Source organism: Bacteroidota bacterium (genome assembly GCA_018266835.1).
Lineage (GTDB): Bacteria > Bacteroidota > Ignavibacteria > Tepidaquicellales > Tepidaquicellaceae > JAFDZO01.
This window is the reverse complement of the sequence record JAFDZP010000002.1, coordinates 617,957-638,190: the sequence shown is the minus strand read 5'-3', so window position 1 is coordinate 638,190 and position 20,234 is coordinate 617,957. Positions and strand designations below refer to the sequence as shown.

General features: G+C 36.0%; 17 protein-coding genes and 1 tRNA gene. 12 read left to right on the top strand and 6 right to left on the bottom strand.

Annotation, left to right across the window (positions count from 1 at the left end):
• Positions 1-117: 117 nt before the first annotated feature.
• Positions 118-819, bottom strand: coding sequence for a hypothetical protein (locus JST55_04605; GenBank protein ID MBS1492761.1), 702 nt, complete (start codon positions 817-819; stop codon positions 118-120).
• Positions 820-1,021: 202 nt separating this feature from the next.
• Positions 1,022-1,699 (bottom strand): twin-arginine translocation signal domain-containing protein, encoded by a 678-nt coding sequence (locus JST55_04600; GenBank protein MBS1492760.1) that lies wholly within the window; start codon positions 1,697-1,699, stop codon positions 1,022-1,024.
• A 230-nt stretch (positions 1,700-1,929) separates the two neighbouring features.
• Between JST55_04600 and JST55_04595 the strand changes: the two genes are divergently transcribed.
• From JST55_04595 to JST55_04555, 9 genes are all read left to right on the top strand, one after another.
• Positions 1,930-2,799 carry a TrmB family transcriptional regulator gene (locus JST55_04595; protein ID MBS1492759.1) on the top strand — a complete coding sequence of 290 codons (870 nt, stop codon included), beginning with the start codon at positions 1,930-1,932 and terminating at the stop codon, positions 2,797-2,799.
• Positions 2,800-2,875: 76 nt separating this feature from the next.
• Positions 2,876-5,584 carry a T9SS type A sorting domain-containing protein gene (locus JST55_04590; protein ID MBS1492758.1) on the top strand — a complete coding sequence of 903 codons (2,709 nt, stop codon included), beginning with the start codon at positions 2,876-2,878 and terminating at the stop codon, positions 5,582-5,584.
• 185 nt (positions 5,585-5,769) lie between these two features.
• On the top strand, positions 5,770-6,723 hold the full coding sequence (locus JST55_04585; protein ID MBS1492757.1) for a J domain-containing protein: 954 nt from the start codon (positions 5,770-5,772) through the stop codon (positions 6,721-6,723).
• A 92-nt stretch (positions 6,724-6,815) separates the two neighbouring features.
• The gene (locus JST55_04580; protein MBS1492756.1) at positions 6,816-7,907 is read left to right on the top strand and encodes a calcium:proton antiporter; all 1,092 of its coding nucleotides are present in this window, start codon (positions 6,816-6,818) and stop codon (positions 7,905-7,907) included.
• A gap of 750 nt (positions 7,908-8,657) precedes the next feature.
• Positions 8,658-8,740: transfer RNA gene (locus tag JST55_04575), tRNA-Leu, on the top strand.
• Positions 8,741-8,787: 47 nt separating this feature from the next.
• Positions 8,788-9,366 (top strand): YdeI/OmpD-associated family protein, encoded by a 579-nt coding sequence (locus JST55_04570; GenBank protein ID MBS1492755.1) that lies wholly within the window; start codon positions 8,788-8,790, stop codon positions 9,364-9,366.
• 223 nt (positions 9,367-9,589) lie between these two features.
• Positions 9,590-10,024: a 30S ribosomal protein S6 gene (rpsF, locus tag JST55_04565; GenBank protein ID MBS1492754.1), complete on the top strand. Its 435-nt coding sequence runs from the start codon at positions 9,590-9,592 to the stop codon at positions 10,022-10,024.
• A gap of 51 nt (positions 10,025-10,075) precedes the next feature.
• Complete coding sequence (ssb, locus tag JST55_04560) at positions 10,076-10,519, top strand: single-stranded DNA-binding protein (protein ID MBS1492753.1); 444 nt, start codon at positions 10,076-10,078, stop codon at positions 10,517-10,519.
• Between the two features lie 78 nt (positions 10,520-10,597).
• Positions 10,598-11,128 carry a 50S ribosomal protein L9 gene (locus JST55_04555; protein ID MBS1492752.1) on the top strand — a complete coding sequence of 177 codons (531 nt, stop codon included), beginning with the start codon at positions 10,598-10,600 and terminating at the stop codon, positions 11,126-11,128.
• A gap of 168 nt (positions 11,129-11,296) precedes the next feature.
• On the opposite strand, the gene JST55_04550 is transcribed toward JST55_04555, so the two are convergent.
• Together JST55_04550 and JST55_04545 are read right to left on the bottom strand one after the other, a co-directional pair.
• Positions 11,297-11,533, bottom strand: a complete 237-nt coding sequence (locus JST55_04550) for a hypothetical protein (protein MBS1492751.1) — start codon at positions 11,531-11,533, stop codon at positions 11,297-11,299.
• Between the two features lie 58 nt (positions 11,534-11,591).
• Positions 11,592-11,855, bottom strand: a complete 264-nt coding sequence (locus JST55_04545) for a hypothetical protein (GenBank protein MBS1492750.1) — start codon at positions 11,853-11,855, stop codon at positions 11,592-11,594.
• 61 nt (positions 11,856-11,916) lie between these two features.
• Here JST55_04545 and JST55_04540 point away from each other — a divergent pair, with 61 nt between their 5' ends.
• The 3 genes from JST55_04540 (at position 11,917) to JST55_04530 (ending at position 16,413) form a co-directional block, all read left to right on the top strand.
• A complete protein-coding gene (locus JST55_04540) occupies positions 11,917-13,257 on the top strand; it encodes a DNA polymerase IV (protein MBS1492749.1) in 1,341 nt (446 codons plus the stop codon).
• Between the two features lie 238 nt (positions 13,258-13,495).
• Positions 13,496-15,361 carry a 2-oxoacid:acceptor oxidoreductase subunit alpha gene (locus JST55_04535; protein MBS1492748.1) on the top strand — a complete coding sequence of 622 codons (1,866 nt, stop codon included), beginning with the start codon at positions 13,496-13,498 and terminating at the stop codon, positions 15,359-15,361.
• Between the two features lie 2 nt (positions 15,362-15,363).
• Positions 15,364-16,413 (top strand): 2-oxoacid:ferredoxin oxidoreductase subunit beta, encoded by a 1,050-nt coding sequence (locus JST55_04530; protein MBS1492747.1) that lies wholly within the window; start codon positions 15,364-15,366, stop codon positions 16,411-16,413.
• Between the two features lie 53 nt (positions 16,414-16,466).
• Here the strand turns inward: JST55_04530 and JST55_04525 are convergent, their stop codons facing one another.
• Both JST55_04525 and JST55_04520 read right to left on the bottom strand, forming a co-directional pair.
• The gene (locus JST55_04525; protein MBS1492746.1) at positions 16,467-16,904 is read right to left on the bottom strand and encodes a hypothetical protein; all 438 of its coding nucleotides are present in this window, start codon (positions 16,902-16,904) and stop codon (positions 16,467-16,469) included.
• A 73-nt stretch (positions 16,905-16,977) separates the two neighbouring features.
• Complete coding sequence (locus JST55_04520) at positions 16,978-20,196, bottom strand: PD40 domain-containing protein (GenBank protein ID MBS1492745.1); 3,219 nt, start codon at positions 20,194-20,196, stop codon at positions 16,978-16,980.
• Positions 20,197-20,234: the final 38 nt, after the last annotated feature.

Genomic DNA, 20,234 nt, shown 5'->3' with positions numbered 1-20,234 from the left:
AATAAAAAATGGTTAATTTGTCTTTTAGAAATAATTATATATACCATGCCCGTTTAAATAATATGCAAATTATATGCCTTTTATAAATTTACTAAAAAGCTTAAAAACCCCCTGTTTTCAGTTTTTATAAGCAATATAATCTTTCGCAAGACGCTCTGCAGTAAGTCGCGCGGCTTCGTTTCTGCGGTTCACATATACATCAACCGTAGCAAACAGGGAAGATATTGTTGTTAATCTTGTAAGCGGATTTCTGATTCCAGACCCAAAATTTATCTCCTGATACAATGCGTATATCTGAACAAGTTTTTCTCTTAGTAAACCGGCGTATTTATTAGTTATATCTGCATACTTTCCGGATATGTATGTATTAAGTCGTTTTAGTTTTTCTTTATTGTCGGTTAGAGGTGCTATTTGTTCGTTGAATTCAATTTGCGCCAACCCTATATCATTAAGCTCTTTTGTTACTATATCAAGCATTTCCAGATTGAGATTTACAATCTGTCTGTTCAGATATTCCTGACTCGTATCTCTCATAAGCGGATCATTACTTGCTACCAAACCTCTGCCTTCTTCAGTAGTCTGTTTCATATAATCATCTATTTTTTTCTCGTAATCTTTTACAAAAGTAATTTTTTCCTGATAAGGGGATTTTAAAGTCGTGAATGTATTATCAGTGAACATATTAAATCCTTGCTCTGCGCTTCCCGGCAGTGATATGGAGTTATCATAAACTTCAGGCATATTGATTGGCTGCATCTGCGCAAAAATCCCTGAACTGAAAACAAATAAAAATAATGTGTAATAAAATATATTTTTCATAAGTTGTTTTTTAAATTTTGGGAAATTAATAAGATTCACGCTTAATTGCAAATAAAGATATCAGGGGTTGTGCGATGATTTTTTATTTAAAAAATGAGATGGATTTTTTTAAAATTCAGTGGTGTAAGAAGAGAAGGTTTTATTAAAATTAAAAATTTCCGGCAGTTCTCATTTCAGATTTACTGCCGGATGAAAAAGTCATTTATCCTGCAAAGCAGTATGAACATCCGCGCTCCTGCGCTCTGTTCACTGCCCATACACCTGAAGGAACTACCTGAATATCGGGCAGAAGTCCTGCAACCCATTCCTTTTTTATATCTTCGGGATTCATATTCATTTTTCCTCCTATCCTCATACTGTTCACCGTCAAAGCCATATCACATACACAAAATAATGCTCCGCTTTTCTGAAGCTCATCTATAGACATTCCGGGAAGAGGAAGTTCTCCCTCTTTTGGTTTCCAGAACATGTTTCTTGTCAGTATATTTTTTCCTTCGAAATCTTTTACATCAAAAAATTCTCCGAAATTATATTTAGTCCAGAGCTTATCTTCCATTGCAAGCGGAATAGCGTCATGACGTAAAACAACGACGGCGGTTAAATCGCTATCGGGAGTTCCTGTCTGATTGTTTGTCATCATAAAAACTTTCGCCCATGCAAACGGCAGTCCGTTGCGGGGTTCAGGCGCATCAAAAACCTGTTTATGCGAACCCTTTATTTTATCGAGCCACGCATCAACATCCTGTAATCCTGATCTACTTGAAGAGTTTGCGAGTGCATTTAGTGGATTTGAAATTGAAGCCACTCCAAGCGCTGCTGCTGATGCAGCCAGTGTTCCTAAAAATTGACGCCTGTTGGCTGTAGAATTGTTTTGTGCCATGATATTTCCCCCAAAATAATTTGAAATATCTGCAAGGTAAGGAGAATGAATTTTAATTGCAAATAAAAGCTGATACGTCTGATTTACAAATAATGAAGAAATTATGTGAAAACCCGGTTATAATTGCAGTTAATCTATAAAAGTTAATTTTTTTAAAAAATCGACTTGACTTTAATATTCAAACTTGATAATTTCGTAGTAGGTGATACCTAATACAAAATTTTTACAAAATGAATGAAATAATTCAGCAGCTCAAAAAGCTGGGATTTACAGAGTATGAATCAAAGGTTTTTATTGCACTGCTAAAGGGGAATCTTATGAGCGCATCTGAAGTTGCAGATGAAGCCGGAGTAAGAAGAACTGAAGTTTATGCGTTCCTTAAATCATTTGTTGAAAAAGGATACTGCAACGAAATCGAGACAAATTCTGTTTTGAAATACGAGATGATAGACCCCGATATCATCATGGACAAACTTGAGCGAAAGATTATCAAGACGAAACAGGAAGAAATTGATAATCTTAAAGACACCTTCGCCAAACTAAAACCGCTTCACAAAACCCTGGAAAGTGAAAAAAGCAAAATAGTTAATATTGAGCTTATCCGCGGTTACAATCAGCACAGAGTATCAAAATTTATGGAGCTCTTCAAGCAGGCAAAGCATGAAATACTTTTCATGATTAAGCTTGAACTTCAGGTATCAGATGAGCTTGACGATACTGCAAAAGAGTTCTTTGCAAAAGGCGGTGTAATAAAATCCATTTATGAAACTGACTCTGAATTTAAAGTTAAAAAAGGCGAGACATGGACTACAGGCACGATGGAAGATTTGATAAAAGTTACCTCTGCATACGAATCGTATGGAGAGCAGGTAAAGCTGAGTAAGCTGCGCGTTCCGAATATGACGATATTCGACCGCGAAACAGTTTTTATGAATATAAACGATAAGACAATTCCGAAACACAATGAAGCAGATATAATTGTTAAGAATAAAGATTACGCTCTTAACATGGTGCAGGTATTTGAATCATACTGGAATACTTCACTTACTATAAAAGATTTTAAAAAAGAAATTTCAGGCAAAACTTCTAAAAGCAAATAGAAGAAATTAATTCACCAAATCCCCGAAACGATAAAAAAATTTTTAAACTAAAAGATTTTAAACAACAATGTTCACAATGAAAAAAACTCTATCTTTACTTCCTCTTATCCTCCTGATATTGATGAAGAGTTCTTTTGCTCAAACGGGCTGGTCATGGCAAAATCCATCTATTAACGGAAACACCCTCACTTCCTTAAAGATGGTAAATGCAAATACAGGTTTTGCCTGCGGAAACGCCGGTACTATTATCAAAACCACGAACAATGGGGCATCGTGGATAACATTAAACACAGGTATCACAACATTATTATATTCTCTCGACTTTGTTGATGCTAACATCGGATACGCTTCAGGCAAAAACGGAGTAATAATTAAAACTATCGATGGCGGAAGCAGCTGGCAGGCGCTTTCAACAGGGGCAGGTACTTCATGGTTATATAATGTGCAATTCTTAAATACTAATACAGGATATGCAAGCGGTGAGAGCGGCACTATGATAAAAACAACTGACGCAGGAGTAACATGGACTCCGCAAAACACTACTACACCTGTTTTTTTATTTGCAATGCATTTTATAAATGAAAACACAGGCTATGCAGGTGGTAATCTTGCAAAAGTTGTAAAGACAACTGATGGCGGCACAACCTGGACATCTACAGAAATTCCCGGTGGTTATGCAATACTTGACATGTATTTTATAAATGCAACAACAGGATTTGCAGCGAATCATCTTAATGGTGTTTCAAAAACAATTGACGGCGGTGCCTCATGGATTACAAGCCAGATTGATTCAACAAATTATCCGCATATAGAAAATATTCAGTTTGTAAATTCCACCACTGGCTATCTTGCTGCAGGAGATGACTTCAGTTACGATAAAGCTTTCATTTATAAAACAACTGATGCTGGTACAACATGGCTGAAACAGTTATTTATGCTCGACACTTATTTATATTGTATAAATTTTCCAAATGGTAACGCGAATGTTGGTTTCGCAGCAGGATTAAACGGAGAAATGTTCAGAACAACAAACGGCGGAACTAACTGGAACACATTAAAAAACTCAGCTACAGCAACGATGCTTAACTCAGTTCATTTCCCTGATGCAAATACAGGTTATGCTGTTGGATACGGAACAGTAGTAAAAACTACAAACGGCGGAATCAACTGGGTTAATCTTACTCATCCTGCTCCTTCAAATCAATCCGAAGGTGTATTTTTTATAAACGGAAATACAGGATTCATAGGCGGAGAATCAAATAACATCTGGAAGACAACAAACGGCGGAGTAAACTGGATTTCTACACAGCCAACATTATTCTCACTTTATCATGAGTTTTATTTTATAGATGCCAATACAGGTTATGCAGCAGGTGCGCAGGGGAAAATTTCAAAAACTACTGACCAGGGAACAACATGGGTTGGTCAGCCGACGGGAACAACATGGGACTTCAGAGATATTGAATTTGTAAATGCTGCTACCGGATTTGCAGTCGGTTTACAGGGTACTTTAATGAAGACAACAAACGGCGGAACGAACTGGGTGCAGAAAACAAATCCTGTAACAGGAAACTTCAGCGGAATTGCTATCAATGGTAATCTTGCAATTGCAGTGACGGAAAATTTCGGAACAACAATACGTTCAACTGATATGGGAGAAACCTGGTCTGAAGTTTTTCCGGGCTCTAATTTAGGGCTGACGAGCGTTAGATTATTAAGCCCGGCAATTGGATTTGCAACGGGAGTTACAGGCAGAATTATAAAAACTACAGATGCAGGATTAAGCTGGTTCCAGATACCATCAAGCACATCTTCAAATATTTATGATTTATACTTCCCGACACCAAGCTCTGCTTTTGCAGTCGGTGATAATGGAATGATATTACATACTGACAACTCAGGAACGTTCTTAAGCGGAACAGTGAAGTACACTGATAATCAGCAATTAGTTGCAAACGGAAGAGTGATGGCATTGAAGCTTAACAGAGCAACTAATGAAGTTATTGTTCTCGGCTCAGGATTTATTCAGGCGAACGGACAATATGACATTGCAAATCTTCCGCCCGATACATGTTACATAGCAGCGTATCCGAATTCTAATCTTGATTTCGTTCCGACTTATTATCCATCGACAATTGACTGGGAAAATGCAATTACGGTTGTGCCGAACGGCTCGGTAAATAATATCAATATAAATGTATTCCGCATAAACAATGGAGCAACAACGGGATTAATTGCCGGAGGTGTTTTCCGAAGCGTAGTTGCTGATACAAGTGTTGTGGATTATGCAGTAGTGTATGCAAAGCTAGGCGGAGTGTTCAAGAGTTTTTCATCTTCTATTTCTAACGGTGATTATGATATGAAAAATATTATTAACGGAACGTATGAAATTCATGCAAGCAGATTAGGATATCAGAACAGAACATTCCAGTATGTTTATAATGGAGGTACGTCGGACTCATTAAATATTTTAATGCTTCCATTTGTTTCAGCAATATCAAATAACGGAGGAGCAGTTCCGATGGGATTTGAACTGAAGCAAAATTATCCTAATCCTTTTAACCCGGCAACAAAAATATCTTACTCAATTCCGAAGGGCAGTCTCGTTAAACTGAACATTTACGATATCACCGGACGTTTAATGGCTGTCCTTCAGAATAGTTTTCAGAATGCAGGAAATTATAATATGGACTTCAATGCATCGGCCTTATCGAGCGGAGTTTATTTCTATACTCTGGAAGCCGGTGAGTTCAGAGATACAAAGAAGCTGATGTTATTGAAATAAAAAATAGTGAAATAAGAAATTTGTAAAATAATGTTTTTCTTTTTCCTTCTTTGATAAAAAGCGGCAGGTTCGTTGAGAGAGCCTGCCGTTTTTATTTTTTTGGAGAATTTTTATATCTTAAAAACAGATGTAATATTTTTGTATTTTTATAAATATATTAATATATAAACGATTTTTTATAATACATGGAGTATAAAGATTATTATAAAGTCCTTGGAGTAGAAAAGACTGCAACACAGGACGAGATAAAAAAAGCATACAGAAAGCTTGCTGTAAAATTTCATCCCGATAAAAACGCAGGCAATAAACAGGCTGAAGAAAAATTCAAAGAGATAAATGAAGCGAACGAAGTATTAGGCGACGCAGCTAAAAGAAAAAAATACGATGAGCTTGGAGAGAACTGGAAATACTATCAGCAGTCAGGAGGTCAGGCGCAGGATTTTGACTGGGCGCGTTATCAGAATCAGGGCGGCGGAGGTCAGCGGACATACAGCAATCAGGACTTCGGCGGATTTGATTTCGGCGGTGCTGGCGGCGGCGGTTTTTCAGACTTCTTTGAAACAATGTTTGGCGGGGGGGGATTCTCACAAGGCGGCGGAGCCAGAAGAGGAAGGAGAACATCTGCAATGCGCGGAGAAGATATGCGCGCATCTTTATCCATCACGTTAGAAGAAGCATATCACGGAGTTGAAAAATTATTTACAATAGACGGTCAATCAATAAAATTAAAAATAAAACCGGGAGTGCCTGACGGGCATTTACTAAAACTTACAGGAAAAGGTTATGCTGGTTCCGGCGGCGGAGCGCATGGTGACTTGCTGCTCTCGATAGTTGTTGAGCCTGATAAAAGATACGAAAGAAAAGGCGCTGACTTATACACCGATTTGCCTGTAGATATAATAACTGCAGAGCTTGGCGGAAAAGCTGAAGTGAAAACTTTTAAAGGAACGATTAAAGTAAATATTGCTCCTGAAACAGATAATGGAAAATCATTAAGATTACCCGGGATGGGAATGCCGATTTACGGAAAAGAAAATCAGCACGGCGATTTATATGTTAAAGTAAATTTACAGGTGTTAAAAAATCTTACAGAAAAAGAAACCAAGCTTTTTAAAGAGCTTGCAGGATTGAGAAAGTAGTGAGTAATGAGTAGTGAGTATTGGGTATTGAGTAGAAAGTAGGTTAAGAATTGACGAATAAATCCTGAATAAATAAAAATAACAATAATAATTTGCTGAATTTTATTAAGAACGAGTTATCCACTGTAGTAGCATTAGTTGCGTTGCTTGTGATTTTTATATTTGTGGATTTTGAAGCGGGTGTTTTAAATTCAATACCTGCCTCTATAATTTTTTTCCTCTTAGTAATTTCAGTTATTCTTTATGCTGCTATAGGAGTGGTGCATCATGCTGAAGCACTGGCGCATTTGTTCGGTGAACCGTACGGAACTCTTATTCTCACTCTCTCTGCAGTAGCGGTTGAAATCATCATGGTTCTAGCTATGATATTCCACGGAGACCCTGACCCCACTCTTGCGCGTGATACGGTTTTTTCCACTCTGATGATTCTTGTAAATGGACTCGTAGGCATTTCTTTATTCCTCGGAGGATTGAAATTCCGTGAGCAGAAATATAATTTCAAAAGTACAAATTCATATGTAACACTTATAATAATGATGTTCAGCCTGGGTTTTTTCTTCCCCAATCTGATCAAACCTGAGCACATGCAGCATTATTTTATTTTTATAGTTTCAACATTTCTTATTGTATATTTTTTCTTCTTGAGGCTTCAGACTAAAGAGCACAGTTACTTTTTTTCATATACTTCCGATGACAAGCTTATAAATCCCGGGCATGAATTTAAAAAACAGCTCCGCAGTAAAAAGTATCACATCCTTCTTTTAGTTTCTACTATTACACTTGTATCCGTACTTGCCCATTATCTTTCCATAGCAGTTGATAATCTATCTGATATAAATCATCTGCCGTCTGAGTTTGGTGCTATTATAATTGCAGTCGTAATTGTATCTCCGGAAGGTTTAACCGCTATCCGTGCAGCTCTTAAAAACGACATGCAGCGGACGATAAACATTTCTCTCGGCTCCACTATTTCCACAATTGCTCTTACCATTCCTGCGATTTTAATTGTGTGCATGCTCACTCACAGGGAAATGATTCTCGGACTTACTACAACACAATCCGCACTAATAGTCACTTCAATTTTTGTAAGCATGATAACAACAAAAACAGGAGAGACAAATGCCTTACAGGGATTTGTACACTTCGTACTATTTGTGACGTATCTTGTTTTGATTTTTATATAGAATTTCCACGTTTTATTTCCACAATTTCTTCTTATACCTACTAATAGGGAAGAATAGCTTTGGATAAAATTTTATTCTATTTATATTTGAGTGGTGTCAAAGGTTTGTAAGGTTTGTAAGGTTTGTAAGGTTTGTAAGGTGAAATAAAGTTTTTCTTATTTTGCAGAAATTCGTCAAAAACCCGTCAAAATTTGAAAAATAAAATTGGCGAGATTGTTTTTACAATACTGATTTTTGAAAACCCGACTATTTCCCGACTTTTTTAATTAGTAAAAAGCAGCAAGTAGAAAGTATAATGTAATTTTGGGCTACAGAATAAAACCCGACTTTTTCCCGACTTTTTTCAAATAGTGAAATGGAGAAGTTGTGAAATAGTGATAATTACTCGTAATTTGTAATTTGAAACTCGTAATTAAAATGAGAATCCGACTAAATCCGACTTTATTGCGCTCGACTTCCCCCCCTTTTACAAGGAGGGGGGACTGAGGGGGTGGTTTGAAGTTGAATTTACCTAAGAGTCTTGCAGACCTGACAGGATTAAAAACCTGTCAGGTCCAAATTCGAAACCCGACTATTTTCCGACTTTTTCCCGACTTTTTATCAGTTAAAAATTATCAATTAATAATTAACAGATTTGGATTTGGTGTTATTTTGAGCTTTTGTGTTTTAGTGGTAAAATAATCAAGATGAAAGCACATAATTTCGGATTGAAAACGATTGATAAAATGGCTAACTTTCATATTCCACCAAGCGGGAATGGCGAAATTGGTAGACGCACCATCTTGAGGGGGTGGCGGAGGTTCTCCGTGGGGGTTCAAATCCCCCTTCCCGCACACAGTTGTTTAGAGCCTGAGTTATTTGAATATTTGAACGGATTCCAATGGATAATGTAAAACCTGCTCCCATAAAATCATTTTCATCTGCTCAGAAGTGGCATGATTGGCTTTTAAAAAATCATGCTTCGCCGCAGGGCATCTGGCTCCTGATCTATAAAAAAGACTCAAATAAAAAAACGGTTACATACGCTGAAGCTCTTGATGAAGCGCTTTGCTTCGGCTGGATTGACGGTCTGAAAAAAACTTATGACGATAAGTCATGGATTCAGAAATTCACTCCAAGGCGCGCAAAAAGCATGTGGTCTGCAAGAAATAAAGAGCATGTTGCAAGACTGATAAAAGAAAAGCGCATGCAGCCGCAAGGATTGAAAGAAGTTGAGAAGGCAAAAAAAGAAGGTAGATGGGAACATGCATACGATTCGCCGAAGAACATGGAAGTCCCGGATGATTTCTTAAAAGAGCTGAAGAAAGACAAAAAGGCATATGATTTTTTTAAGACTCTCAACAGAGTAAATCTGTATGCAATCGGCTGGCGGCTTCAGACAGCAAAAAAGCCCGAAACGAGAGAAAAACGGATGAAAATACTGCTGGAAATGATGAAAGACAATAAAAAGATACATTAGAAGGAAAAACTGCTTCCCCCTCCTTTACAAGGAGGGTGACTGAGGGGGCGGTATCATAAATCATTCCGACGCCGGAGCATTGGAACGAGAGGGAAGTATAGTTCCTCATTTAGGAGTATAACCCAAAAGTGTGGAACCTTTTAACTTGATTTTAAAACGACACAAATATATATTTGTATTTTTGTAATTTTTACGAAAATTTAACCATTAGAAAAAAGCACAGTTGAGCAAAAAACACTACGAAACCTACATCATTGTTGACGGAAATTTTGAAGATGCAGCAATCGAGGAAATCATCGCTAAATACGATGCCCTCCTTAAAAAAAATGAAGCGGAAATAAAACTGACCGATAAGATCGGCAGAAGAAAGCTTGCATATGCAATAAAAGGCAAATTGAACGGTTATTACATTTGCTTTGAATTTGCAGCAGACCCGACAGTAATTGCAAAGTTGGAAAGAGCTTATAAGCTGGATGACAACATAATGAGATATCTGACTGTAACGTTAGATAAGAAAACATTATCTGAAAAAGCTGACTACTTGAAAAAGAGAGCTATTCATCAGGCAGCGCTTGAATCAGCAAAAGAAGAAGAAGCTAAGAAATTAGCCGAAGCTGAAGCTCAGGGAACTGAAGTTGCAGAAGAGCAAACCGCATAAAATTTTTTTTAAAAAATCATTTAATAATCAAAATTAAATTAGAGGTAAACTATGGCTGATTTCAAGATGCCCGAATTAAATTCCGTTGTAATTGCAGGAAACTTAACAAAAGATCCTATTTTCAGACAAACCACTACAGGTACTCCTGTCGTAAATTTCTCTATTGCCAGCAATAGAAGATTCAGAGACAAGAGCGATGAGTGGAAAGAAGATGTGTGCTACGTTGGTATTGTTGCTTGGAATAGATTAGCAGAGAGCTGCAGAGACAGACTCAAAAAAGGAAATGCTGTGTTGGTTGACGGTGAATTACAAAGCAGAACTTTCAAGACTGAAGACGGTTCAAACAGAACCATCGTTGAAATTAAAGCAAGAAGAATTCAGTTCCTTAACAAAAAAGGAAATGCTGCTGAAGGCGGAGAAGAAATCTCAACTTTCACAGATGAATCATTCGACTCTTTACTTTCACCTGAAGATTCAGACTTACTTAAGCACTAAAATTTTATTCAAACAATATTAAAAAGGGTGAAATTTTTTCTTCACCCTTTTTCAATTTATAATAGTTAAGGTTTCGATATGAAAATCATACTTAAAAAAGATTACGATTTACTTGGCGATGCAGGTCAGGTGATGGAAGTGAAAGATGGTTATGCCAGAAACTTCCTTATTCCGAACGGAATTGCTACTGCTGCTACTTCATCAAATATTAAACATTATGATGAAACAAAAAGACAGCAAAGCAGAAAAATGCTTAAGCTCATCAACGATGCAAAAACACTTGCAGGTGAAATTGAAAAGCATAAAATTAATATCACTGTAAGAACAGGTGAAGATAACAAAGTATTCGGTTCAGTAACATCACAGATGATTGCTGACGAACTTACAAAGTTAGGCTTTGCTGAACTTGACAGAAGAAAAATTCATTTAACTGAGCCTATCAAAACACTGGGCGACCATGAAGTTGATATCAGATTAATGAAAGATGTTATCGCTAAAGTAAAAGTTCACGTTGGCAAAGAAGGCGGAGATGATGAAGTTGAAGAAGTAAAAGCTGAAGAAACAAACACTGAAGCTCCTGCTGAAACAACAGAAGAAGCAACAGCATAAGATTTAAATTTAGATTTCTTTATAAAAGAAAGTCCTGTTCATTAATTTGAGCAGGACTTTTTTCGTTTGTGTCAAGAGGTAAAAATGTTTTTCCCTATTAGTAGGGTTAATTTATTAAATACAATTTACAATTAAATTTACTTTGATTACTTTAATTTCGTTGTGATGTTAATCACCAAGTCTTGTATTCCAATAATTTTTTGTTTTTCTATTTATTTCCGGGTTTGTATTACATAATTCAACGATTTCATCTTTAGACATTCTTTCTCGCAACCAAAGTACATCGTCCCAATCACCTAAATTAAGAATCCGAACCGCAATGTAAACAGAATGATTCTCCCAATTTATATCATCAAAATTAACATCCCAGAACAAACTTTTAAATTTTATAGGTAATTTTTCCATAAAAATTTAAGCAAATAAATTGAAGAAACTTATATAAAAAAAATATTTTTTAATATGTCTAAGTTGAGTCATAATCCCATTTTATTAACTCCCAAGTCATATTTATTTTATCAAATTTTAATTGTAAAATTACATCTTGGTCTGTTTTTAATGTATAATTCATTGAAGGATTATCTCCCTCTCTTATCAAGAATTCTGATATAACTTCTGTAACTTTGTACACTGTATTTTTCCATTTAATTCTCTTTATATTAATCTTTCCATTTGCCATGTGGTTTATTACCTCTACTTTTTCAAATGGAGTATTGTATTTTTCTGTCAATCCCAAATCTTTAATATTGCTTATTTTATACTGCCATTATAATTTAAGGTAAAAATATAAAATGGGATTAAGATTAGCAAGTTCACAATTTTGGATAGACAGAAATTCTGATAAGTTTTTACAAACATTTCGTAGAGTAAGATTAATGCCTCTTTATTCTATGCCTCACATCAAAGACTTAGATTTAAACTTAAGAGACAATACTCGAAAAATATTTTTTCACATGGACATAGATTGTTTCTTCGCACAAGTTGAAGAAAGAGATAATCCAAAATTTAAAGGCCAGCCTATTTCTGTAGGAGGTTGGGGAGAGGGAGCTGGTGGAATTGTTATGACCTGCAATTATGAAGCAAGAAAACGAGGTGTCGATACAGGTATGAGCGTTGTTCAAGCAAAAATGATTTGTCCAAAATTAATTTCACTTCCGTGCGATGGAGTTAAATATGAATCGATAATTTTTGATATTCAAGATGTTGTTAAAAAGTACTTTCCAGAAGACTGTATGGAGCAATATAGTATTGATGAATGTTTTTGGGATGGTTCACAAATTTTTAGAGATATTAATGAAGCTGAAAAATTTGCGATAAAACTGAAGGAAGAAATATATAAAAGACAAAAATTAACTGTTTCAATCGGTTTATCCTATAACAAGTCATATGCAAAAATGGCTACCAAATTCAATAAGCCGAACGGCTTATCAGTCGTTAGACCTTCGGATAAAGAAAAATTAATTTATCCCTTGCCCTGTGATAAGCTTTGGGGAATTGCCCATAGAATGTATAGGAGATTTTTAGGAATGAACATTATTACATTAGGAGACTTAGCAAATTGTAATTCACATAGGATCAGAAAAGAGTTTGGTATAAATGGAATTGTTTTGCAAAAATGTGCTAAAGGTTTAGATACAAGTGGGATATTTGTAAAACCTGAAAATAGTGAAAAAATGATAGGGCATCATAATACATTACACAAAGGTATCAATGACAAAGCTGAAATTTTAAAAGAATTAAGGTCAATGTGTGAATATGTTGCAAGAAAATTAAGATATAAAAATTTAGTTACAGGTCGTATTTTTCTTTATATGAGATATGAAAATCTAATGTCATTTGCTGAAGAATATAAATTACCTATGTCAGGTGCTGGAGAATATAAATTACCATTTTACACAAATGATGATGAAGAAATATTCTTGGCTTCATTTGAAATACTGAAAAATTTTCAATTTGCTCCGGGTCGATTTTTAAAACTTAAAATGACGGGTGTTAATTGTACCGATTTACACAAAGATACGGGAGAAAGAAATCTAAATTTGTTTAGTCAAGAAAAAAATTTACCGTTTAAAGAAATGGATATTTTGAAAATGAAATATGGAGAAAAAATTATTAGACTTGGTTTGAGCTAAATTATTTTGCAGAAATCCATCAAAAACCCATCAAATTTAAAAAAATAAAAATCGCACTATTGTAAAAACAAGACTTAAAAATTTCCAATGATGAAAATGTGACAATAATGGTACAATGAGCAGACTGATTCATATACTTTTAATGCTCGTAATATTCAAATTACACTTCACTATTGCATTATAATTTTGAAATATTATCTTTACTTTTAAGGTACACTAAAAATTATAAGGTATTCAGATGTCAGAAGAAATATTAGAGCAAACACACAGGGCTGCCAAGACAAGAAAAGAAGTTGATTCAGTAACAGTAAGATTTGCAGGCGATTCAGGTGACGGGATGCAGATAACGGGTAGTCAGTTCACCGATACAACTGCAATTTTCGGAAATGACTTAGGCACTCTGCCGGATTTCCCCGCAGAAATCCGCGCGCCAATCGGAACAACATATGGAGTCAGCGGATTCCAGTTACAATTCTCCAATAAAGATATTTTCACACCGGGCGATGAAGCAGATGTATTGATTGCAATGAACCCTGCCGCTTTAAAAGTAAATCTTAAGGATTTAAAAAAAGGCGGAATGATTATAGTTAATCTTGATTCATTTGAAAAGAAGAATCTTGATCTTGCAGGGTATGCATCAAATCCATTGGAAGATGATTCACTTGATGGTTATTATGTTTATAAAGTCAACATTACAAAATCCACATTAGAAATTTTAAAAGACTTACCATTAGGCACCAAGACTGCAAACAAATGTAAAAACTTTTATGCGCTTGGTTTGATGTACTGGTTATATGACAGGCCGATGGATATAACACTGAAATGGATAAAAGAAAAATTTGCAAAGAGTCCTGACCTTGTTGAAGCAAACACCCGCGCACTGAACGCAGGATATAACTTCGGTGAGACTGCGGAAATGTTCGGTGAAAGATACGTTGTAAAACCTGCGCATCACTTTACACAGGGACTTTACAGAAATATCATGGGTAATGAAGCGCTTTCAATGGGTCTTATATGTGCATCGCATAATACAGGATTAAAATTATTCTTAGGAAGTTATCCTATTACACCAGCATCTGATATTTTACATAACTTAGCAAAACATAAAAAATACGGAATAATAACATTCCAGGCTGAAGATGAAATTGCAGCTATCACATCTGCAATAGGCGCATCATTTGCAGGCTCCATTGGTGTTACTACTACCAGCGGTCCCGGAATGGCACTGAAGACTGAAGCAATGGGACTTGCAGTTATGACTGAACTTCCATTGGTTATAATTGATATTCAAAGAGGCGGACCATCAACAGGTCTTCCTACAAAAACAGAGCAGGCAGATTTATTGCAGGCAGTTTACGGAAGAAACGGAGAGTGCCCTATACCTGTTATCGCTGCATGCACTCCGGCAGATTGTTTTGATATTGCTTATGAAGCAGTGAGACTTGCAATTAAATTTATGACTCCGATTATCGTTTTATCAGACGGATATCTTGCAAATGGTTCCGAGCCGTGGCTTATTAAAAAATATGAAGACCTTAAGAATATTGATGTGAAGTTCACAACTGATCCAGAAGGATTTGCGCCTTACTCCCGAGATGAAAATCTTGCGCGCCCATGGGTAAAACCGGGAACTCCGGGACTTGAGCATAGAATCGGCGGACTTGAAAAACAGAACATTACAGGTAACGTAAACTACGAGCCTGAGAATCATGAACTGATGGTAAAGCTCAGAGCTCAGAAAGTAAAAAATATTGAGAACGATATTCCGCTGCTTGAAGTTGAAGGCGAGAAATCAGGAAAGCTTTTAGTATTAGGATGGGGAAGCACATACGGTTCTATTACAGCAGCGATAGAAAATCAGAAAGCGAAAGGAAACAATGTATCACATGCGCATCTGAGATATTTAAATCCAATGCCAAAGAATACAGAGGAAGTTTTGAAATCATTTGATAAAGTTCTCATTCCTGAAATGAATTTAGGACAGCTTTCAAAAATTATAAGAAGTGAATTTTTGATCGATGCGATCGGTTTAAATAAAGTAAAAGGCTCTCCTTTCAAAGCAAAAGAAATTGAAGCCAAGATTGAAGAAATTTTAAAAGACTAAAAATGGAAACTACACAGGCAAATACAGATCTTACCGACAAAATAATTTATACTGCAAAAGATTTCGCATCTGACCAGGATATAAGATGGTGTCCGGGATGCGGAGATTACTCCATTCTTGCGCAGGTGCAGAGAACACTTCCTTCACTGGGAATAACAAAAGAAAAACTTGTATTCATCGCGGGTATAGGATGCTCAAGCAGATTTCCATATTATATGAACACTTACGGATTTCATACAATTCATGGAAGAGCAACTGCAATTGCATCAGGGGTGAAAATTTCCAATCCTGATTTATCCGTATGGATAACAGCAGGGGATGGTGACCTTATGAGCATTGGGGGAAATCATTTTATGCATTTACTCAGAAGGAATATCGATGTGAATCTTTTGATGTTCAACAACAGAATTTACGGATTAACAAAAGGACAATACTCACCGACATCAGAAAGAAATAAAATCACAAAATCCAGTCCGGTTGGATCGCCTGAATATCCGTTCAATCCGACTAACTTAGCACTCGGAGCAAATGGTACTTTCATAGCGCGCTCAATGGATAGAGATCCGAAACACTTACAGGAAATGATCGCAAGAGCGGCTAAGCATCACGGTACTTCATTTTTAGAAATTTTACAGAACTGTAATATTTATAATGACGGTGCTTTCTTCCTTTACACTGAAAAAGAAACGAAAGAAGATAACGTTGTATATCTTCAGCATGGAAAGCCGTTGATATATGGAAAGAATAAAGATAAGGGAATTAAGCTTGACGGCTTTAAACCTGTTGTAGTAGATTTAAATGACGGAGTTCACTCAGTGAATGATTTACTTGTTCACGATGAAACATCCAGAGAGCTTGCTTTTATATTAAGTAGTTTTGCAGAGCATCCTGAGCTTCCGATGCCTGTAGGTGTGTTCCTTGAAATGTCACGCAGCACTTATGAAGAAACAATTGAAGAACAATTTAAACATGTTTACGAAAAAAGCGGTCACGGAGATATTAATGATTTGCTAAAGGGAAATTCTACCTGGGAAATTAAGGGAGGATATTAATTTTTTTGTGCGGGTGTAATGATAATTCATTATGCCCGTTTTGTTTTATTCTATTAAGCCAGAAAAACCAGCTTTGCGATGCAATACATTAAGAGCAAAGTTTTAACACTCCATCCGATAGTTCTTACCCAATTTATCTTTACCAGTTGTTCAATTACTTCTTCATTCCAGCCATCAATAGTTAACGAATCCTGAAGCGGAACAAGCTTAGCAAAAGTTACAAGCCAAATTGCAGTTGAAATACAAAGGCAAAGAAACGGAATTAACCCGTTAACAGGAAGAGGATAATCAAACGTAAAGAGAATAGCGAAAGTACCTTCTACAAGCATAGGAACAAAAACCATATAGGTATTTTTTTTAAGATGGTAGATATGATACTCAAGAAAAGATTTTCTATCTAAGAAGATAAAAAGCGGGTAATGTACAATTTGTATATACCAGGTTAAACCGGCCAGAAGAGCTGTAACTGCAAGATTTATTATTAATACCATAAATAAAAAATCCGTCCCGATAAATTATCACAAGTATCGTGATAATTTATCGGGACGGAATAAAATGTCCATTTTAGAAATCTACTCCGAGTGAGAGATAATATTTAGGCGGTGAAAATTTTCTTAAATTATAACTCCACGCCACATCAAATTTAAGTGGAATACCAAACATAATTGCTCTTGCGCCGACACCTGTACCCATTAATAAATCTTTCATGACAGTAGTGCCGTCAACTTTCTCGAATAATTGTAAAGCGTTATTATCGCTCCAAGCAGTTCCGGCATCAACAAACATTGCACCTTCAATATTAGCAAAACCTATTGGTAATGCACCGAGAATAAAATATCTAAGCAGTGGAAATCTTAACTCAAGATTTGCAAGAGCATATTTAGAGCCGGCCTTTGCATCATAGTTGAAACCTCTTAGCGGCAAGCCCGGTGTTGAGAATGCATACTCTTCTATTGTGTTAATAGGTATTGTATTGTTTTCAAATTCTCGGTTTAACCAGTTATCCGTTCCGCCGATATAAAATCTCTGAGGATTCGGACCCATACTGTAACCTCCGGCAAATCTCATTACAAATGTATATTCATCTGCAAGCTTATAATAGGTCCTGAAATCACCAACCAACGAAGTAAAGCCTAATCCATCATTACCAAGCTTGGGAGAAGCCATTGCAGTTAAATTATATCTTGTTCCCTTAATCGGAGCTGTGTATCCGAAAGTTGTATTATCGTGAACAAAACTTACCGATGGAATGATCAGAGTTTTGCTTTGAGAAAACGCATTGTCGTTATCAAGATTTTCTCTTGATACACCCATGACAGTCAGACTTCCCTGGATGCGTTTGAATTTATTAAACGGATAAGAAGCGCTGACATCTCCGCCGAATGTTCTGTATCTGAAAAGTGAATCAATAGTGTATCCGGCGTTAGTATTAAATGTATACAGAATAAATCTGGCAGTATGGAAAAGCTCTACTCCGTAATCAATTCTTTTGGGGAGATAATAATATGCTACTGCGTAGTCACTGTTTTTTAAATCAACTACCATCGATGTCTGTATATAAATTCTGTGATTACCCATCATGTCACTCAATGCTATGGTTGCGACGCCTTGCACTCCGTAGAAGCTTGAATAGTTCGCATTACCGTAAACTAAGTCAGGAGTAAAGTTAATCTTATAATTTTTAATTTTATAAGAGCCGTCTTCATTCACGTTATCAGCTACATTGAAGTTTTTATTGAATCTGTAAACAGAATCCATCGCTGCTTGTGTATTTCTGTAAGTTGAATCTTTTTTCGATACGAGATTTAAACTTATATCATCTCCGTACAATTTTAATGTGTCAGCTCTTAATTCAAGATCACCTTTGTTATCTATTACGATTGTATCTTTTTTCTGGGCAAGATTACTATCTGCAGTTTTTGTCTGATAGTTTACATTGTTATCGGTGAAGTCATTACCAAACTTAGCTCTCCATTCTTTTCTTTTAATCATGTAATCTGTGAGCGGAAGTTCTTTTACGCTTAAAGATTTTTCAAGAGGATTATCAATTGAGAATATATCATATCCGCCCTGATTTAAAGCTACAAACAATAGTTTTTTGCCGTCTCTTGAAAGCGAAATCTGGTCGATTGGATTTAATGAATTCGTTATCGGCCTGTCAATCATATTACCTGATGAATCAGCTTCCTGAATGTAAAGATTACTTATTCCGTTTTTATCGGATACAAATAATTTTCTTTTGCCATCGGGGCTGAACATTACGTAACTTTCAGTATAATCTTTTGAATCAGATTCTCTTGTAATTTCTTTTGAGTTGATATTTATTTTATATAAATCACTTCTGTCAAAATCGTAATTAGACATTTTGAAATCAGCGGGAATGGTTGCAGCATCAATATAGCTTCCTCTATCGGAGTTAAAATAAATTTCCTGTCCGTCTTTGCTCCACGTAGGTGTTCCGTCGCTGAAAACATCATTAGTCAATGCAGTCATCTGATTTGTTTTCAGATTGTACAAATAAATATCTGACTGCTTGCTGTTGTTTCCAATAAATGCAATGAGGTCTTTGTTTACCGGTGACCAGTTTACATAAAATATACCATCAAGCTGAATAGGTAATTCATCTTTATCGCCGCTATTAACATCTATAATAAAAATTGCATCCTTGGAACCGGCTTTTACGCTGACTGCAATTTTTCTTCCGTCAGGAGACCATGTTAATCCGGGTGTAAGAATGTGAAGCTCTTCAAAATTTACTGAAGTTTCACCCTTAACCACTTTATCGATTATTCTTCCTGTTTCTGCATCAGCTATAAAAATATCAAAGTTATCATCCCGGTTTGAAATGAAAGCAAACTTATCTCCCTGCGGAGAAAGTACAGGTGATACATTATAAAATCCGCCAGATTTTCTGTGGTCTGTTATTCTTTTTGCAAAGTCATCAGTTTCTTCTCTTGTATCAATATCCGGCCAGTACATTTTTTTAAGATACTTAAGCCATTTATCAGATAATTCCGGAATGCCTAATTTATATGTTTCATGAAAGCCCGCATCAACATCACCGAACGTTTTTATGTTGTTCATCAGCTCGCCTATTTTTTCTTCACCGTATACATCAGCCAGGAATGCAAAAAAGCTTTGGCCGCCTCTATATGAAAAATATCCACCTATTTGTTCTAATGGGGGAACGTAATTATTTATTACAGCATCCCGCATGTACATATCTGTTTTTTTATCTAAGCCATAGAGACTCTGAACTTCAGCCATTCCTTCGTTAAACCATAAAGGAAAATTAAGTGTGATGTTTCTTGAGATTATATTTTGAATTGAGCCCCCGTAGAACATATCATTCATAAATGCGTGGAGCAATTCATGGTGAATAACGTGTCTGAATTTTTCATAGTCGCCTTCAAAAGGAATTAAGGCTCTGTTCTTGAATAATTCCGTAACACCACCGACACCTTCAGGAAGGTATTCATCGAGAATATTATTCTGCTGGAATTCATTGTGAGAATTGAATATCACAAGAGGTACTCTGTTAGAGATATGATAATCAAGGTTTTTGGTTAATGAGGCAAGTGAGGATTCTGCAACAACTGCAGCAAACTCTCCTATATATTTTCCTCCCTGCGAAAAATAAACATCGAAGTGTTTCGTCTGGATATAACTCCATTTAAACTCTTTATACTGAACTTTATTCTGTCCGAACTGAGAATAAGCGCTGGAAATGAAGGTTAGGAAAAAGAGGGAGGAAATTACAAAAATTAAATTAAGCTTCTTCATATGGTGAATTTAGAAATTATAAACTAGTAAGTAAAACC

Bases quoted from the DNA above. Each gene is read 5' to 3' on its own strand.
- JST55_04605 (MBS1492761.1), bottom strand. From the start codon at position 819: ATGAAAAATATATTTTATTACACATTATTTTTATTTGTTTTCAGTTCA.
- JST55_04600 (MBS1492760.1), bottom strand. From the start codon at position 1,699: ATGGCACAAAACAATTCTACAGCCAACAGGCGTCAATTTTTAGGAACA.
- JST55_04595 (MBS1492759.1), top strand. From the start codon at position 1,930: ATGAATGAAATAATTCAGCAGCTCAAAAAGCTGGGATTTACAGAGTAT.
- JST55_04590 (MBS1492758.1), top strand. From the start codon at position 2,876: ATGAAAAAAACTCTATCTTTACTTCCTCTTATCCTCCTGATATTGATG.
- JST55_04585 (MBS1492757.1), top strand. From the start codon at position 5,770: ATGGAGTATAAAGATTATTATAAAGTCCTTGGAGTAGAAAAGACTGCA.
- JST55_04570 (MBS1492755.1), top strand. From the start codon at position 8,788: ATGGATAATGTAAAACCTGCTCCCATAAAATCATTTTCATCTGCTCAG.
- ssb (MBS1492753.1), top strand. From the start codon at position 10,076: ATGGCTGATTTCAAGATGCCCGAATTAAATTCCGTTGTAATTGCAGGA.
- JST55_04555 (MBS1492752.1), top strand. From the start codon at position 10,598: ATGAAAATCATACTTAAAAAAGATTACGATTTACTTGGCGATGCAGGT.
- JST55_04550 (MBS1492751.1), bottom strand. From the start codon at position 11,533: ATGGAAAAATTACCTATAAAATTTAAAAGTTTGTTCTGGGATGTTAAT.
- JST55_04540 (MBS1492749.1), top strand. From the start codon at position 11,917: ATGGGATTAAGATTAGCAAGTTCACAATTTTGGATAGACAGAAATTCT.
- JST55_04535 (MBS1492748.1), top strand. From the start codon at position 13,496: ATGTCAGAAGAAATATTAGAGCAAACACACAGGGCTGCCAAGACAAGA.
- JST55_04530 (MBS1492747.1), top strand. From the start codon at position 15,364: ATGGAAACTACACAGGCAAATACAGATCTTACCGACAAAATAATTTAT.
- JST55_04525 (MBS1492746.1), bottom strand. From the start codon at position 16,904: ATGGTATTAATAATAAATCTTGCAGTTACAGCTCTTCTGGCCGGTTTA.
- JST55_04520 (MBS1492745.1), bottom strand. From the start codon at position 20,196: ATGAAGAAGCTTAATTTAATTTTTGTAATTTCCTCCCTCTTTTTCCTA.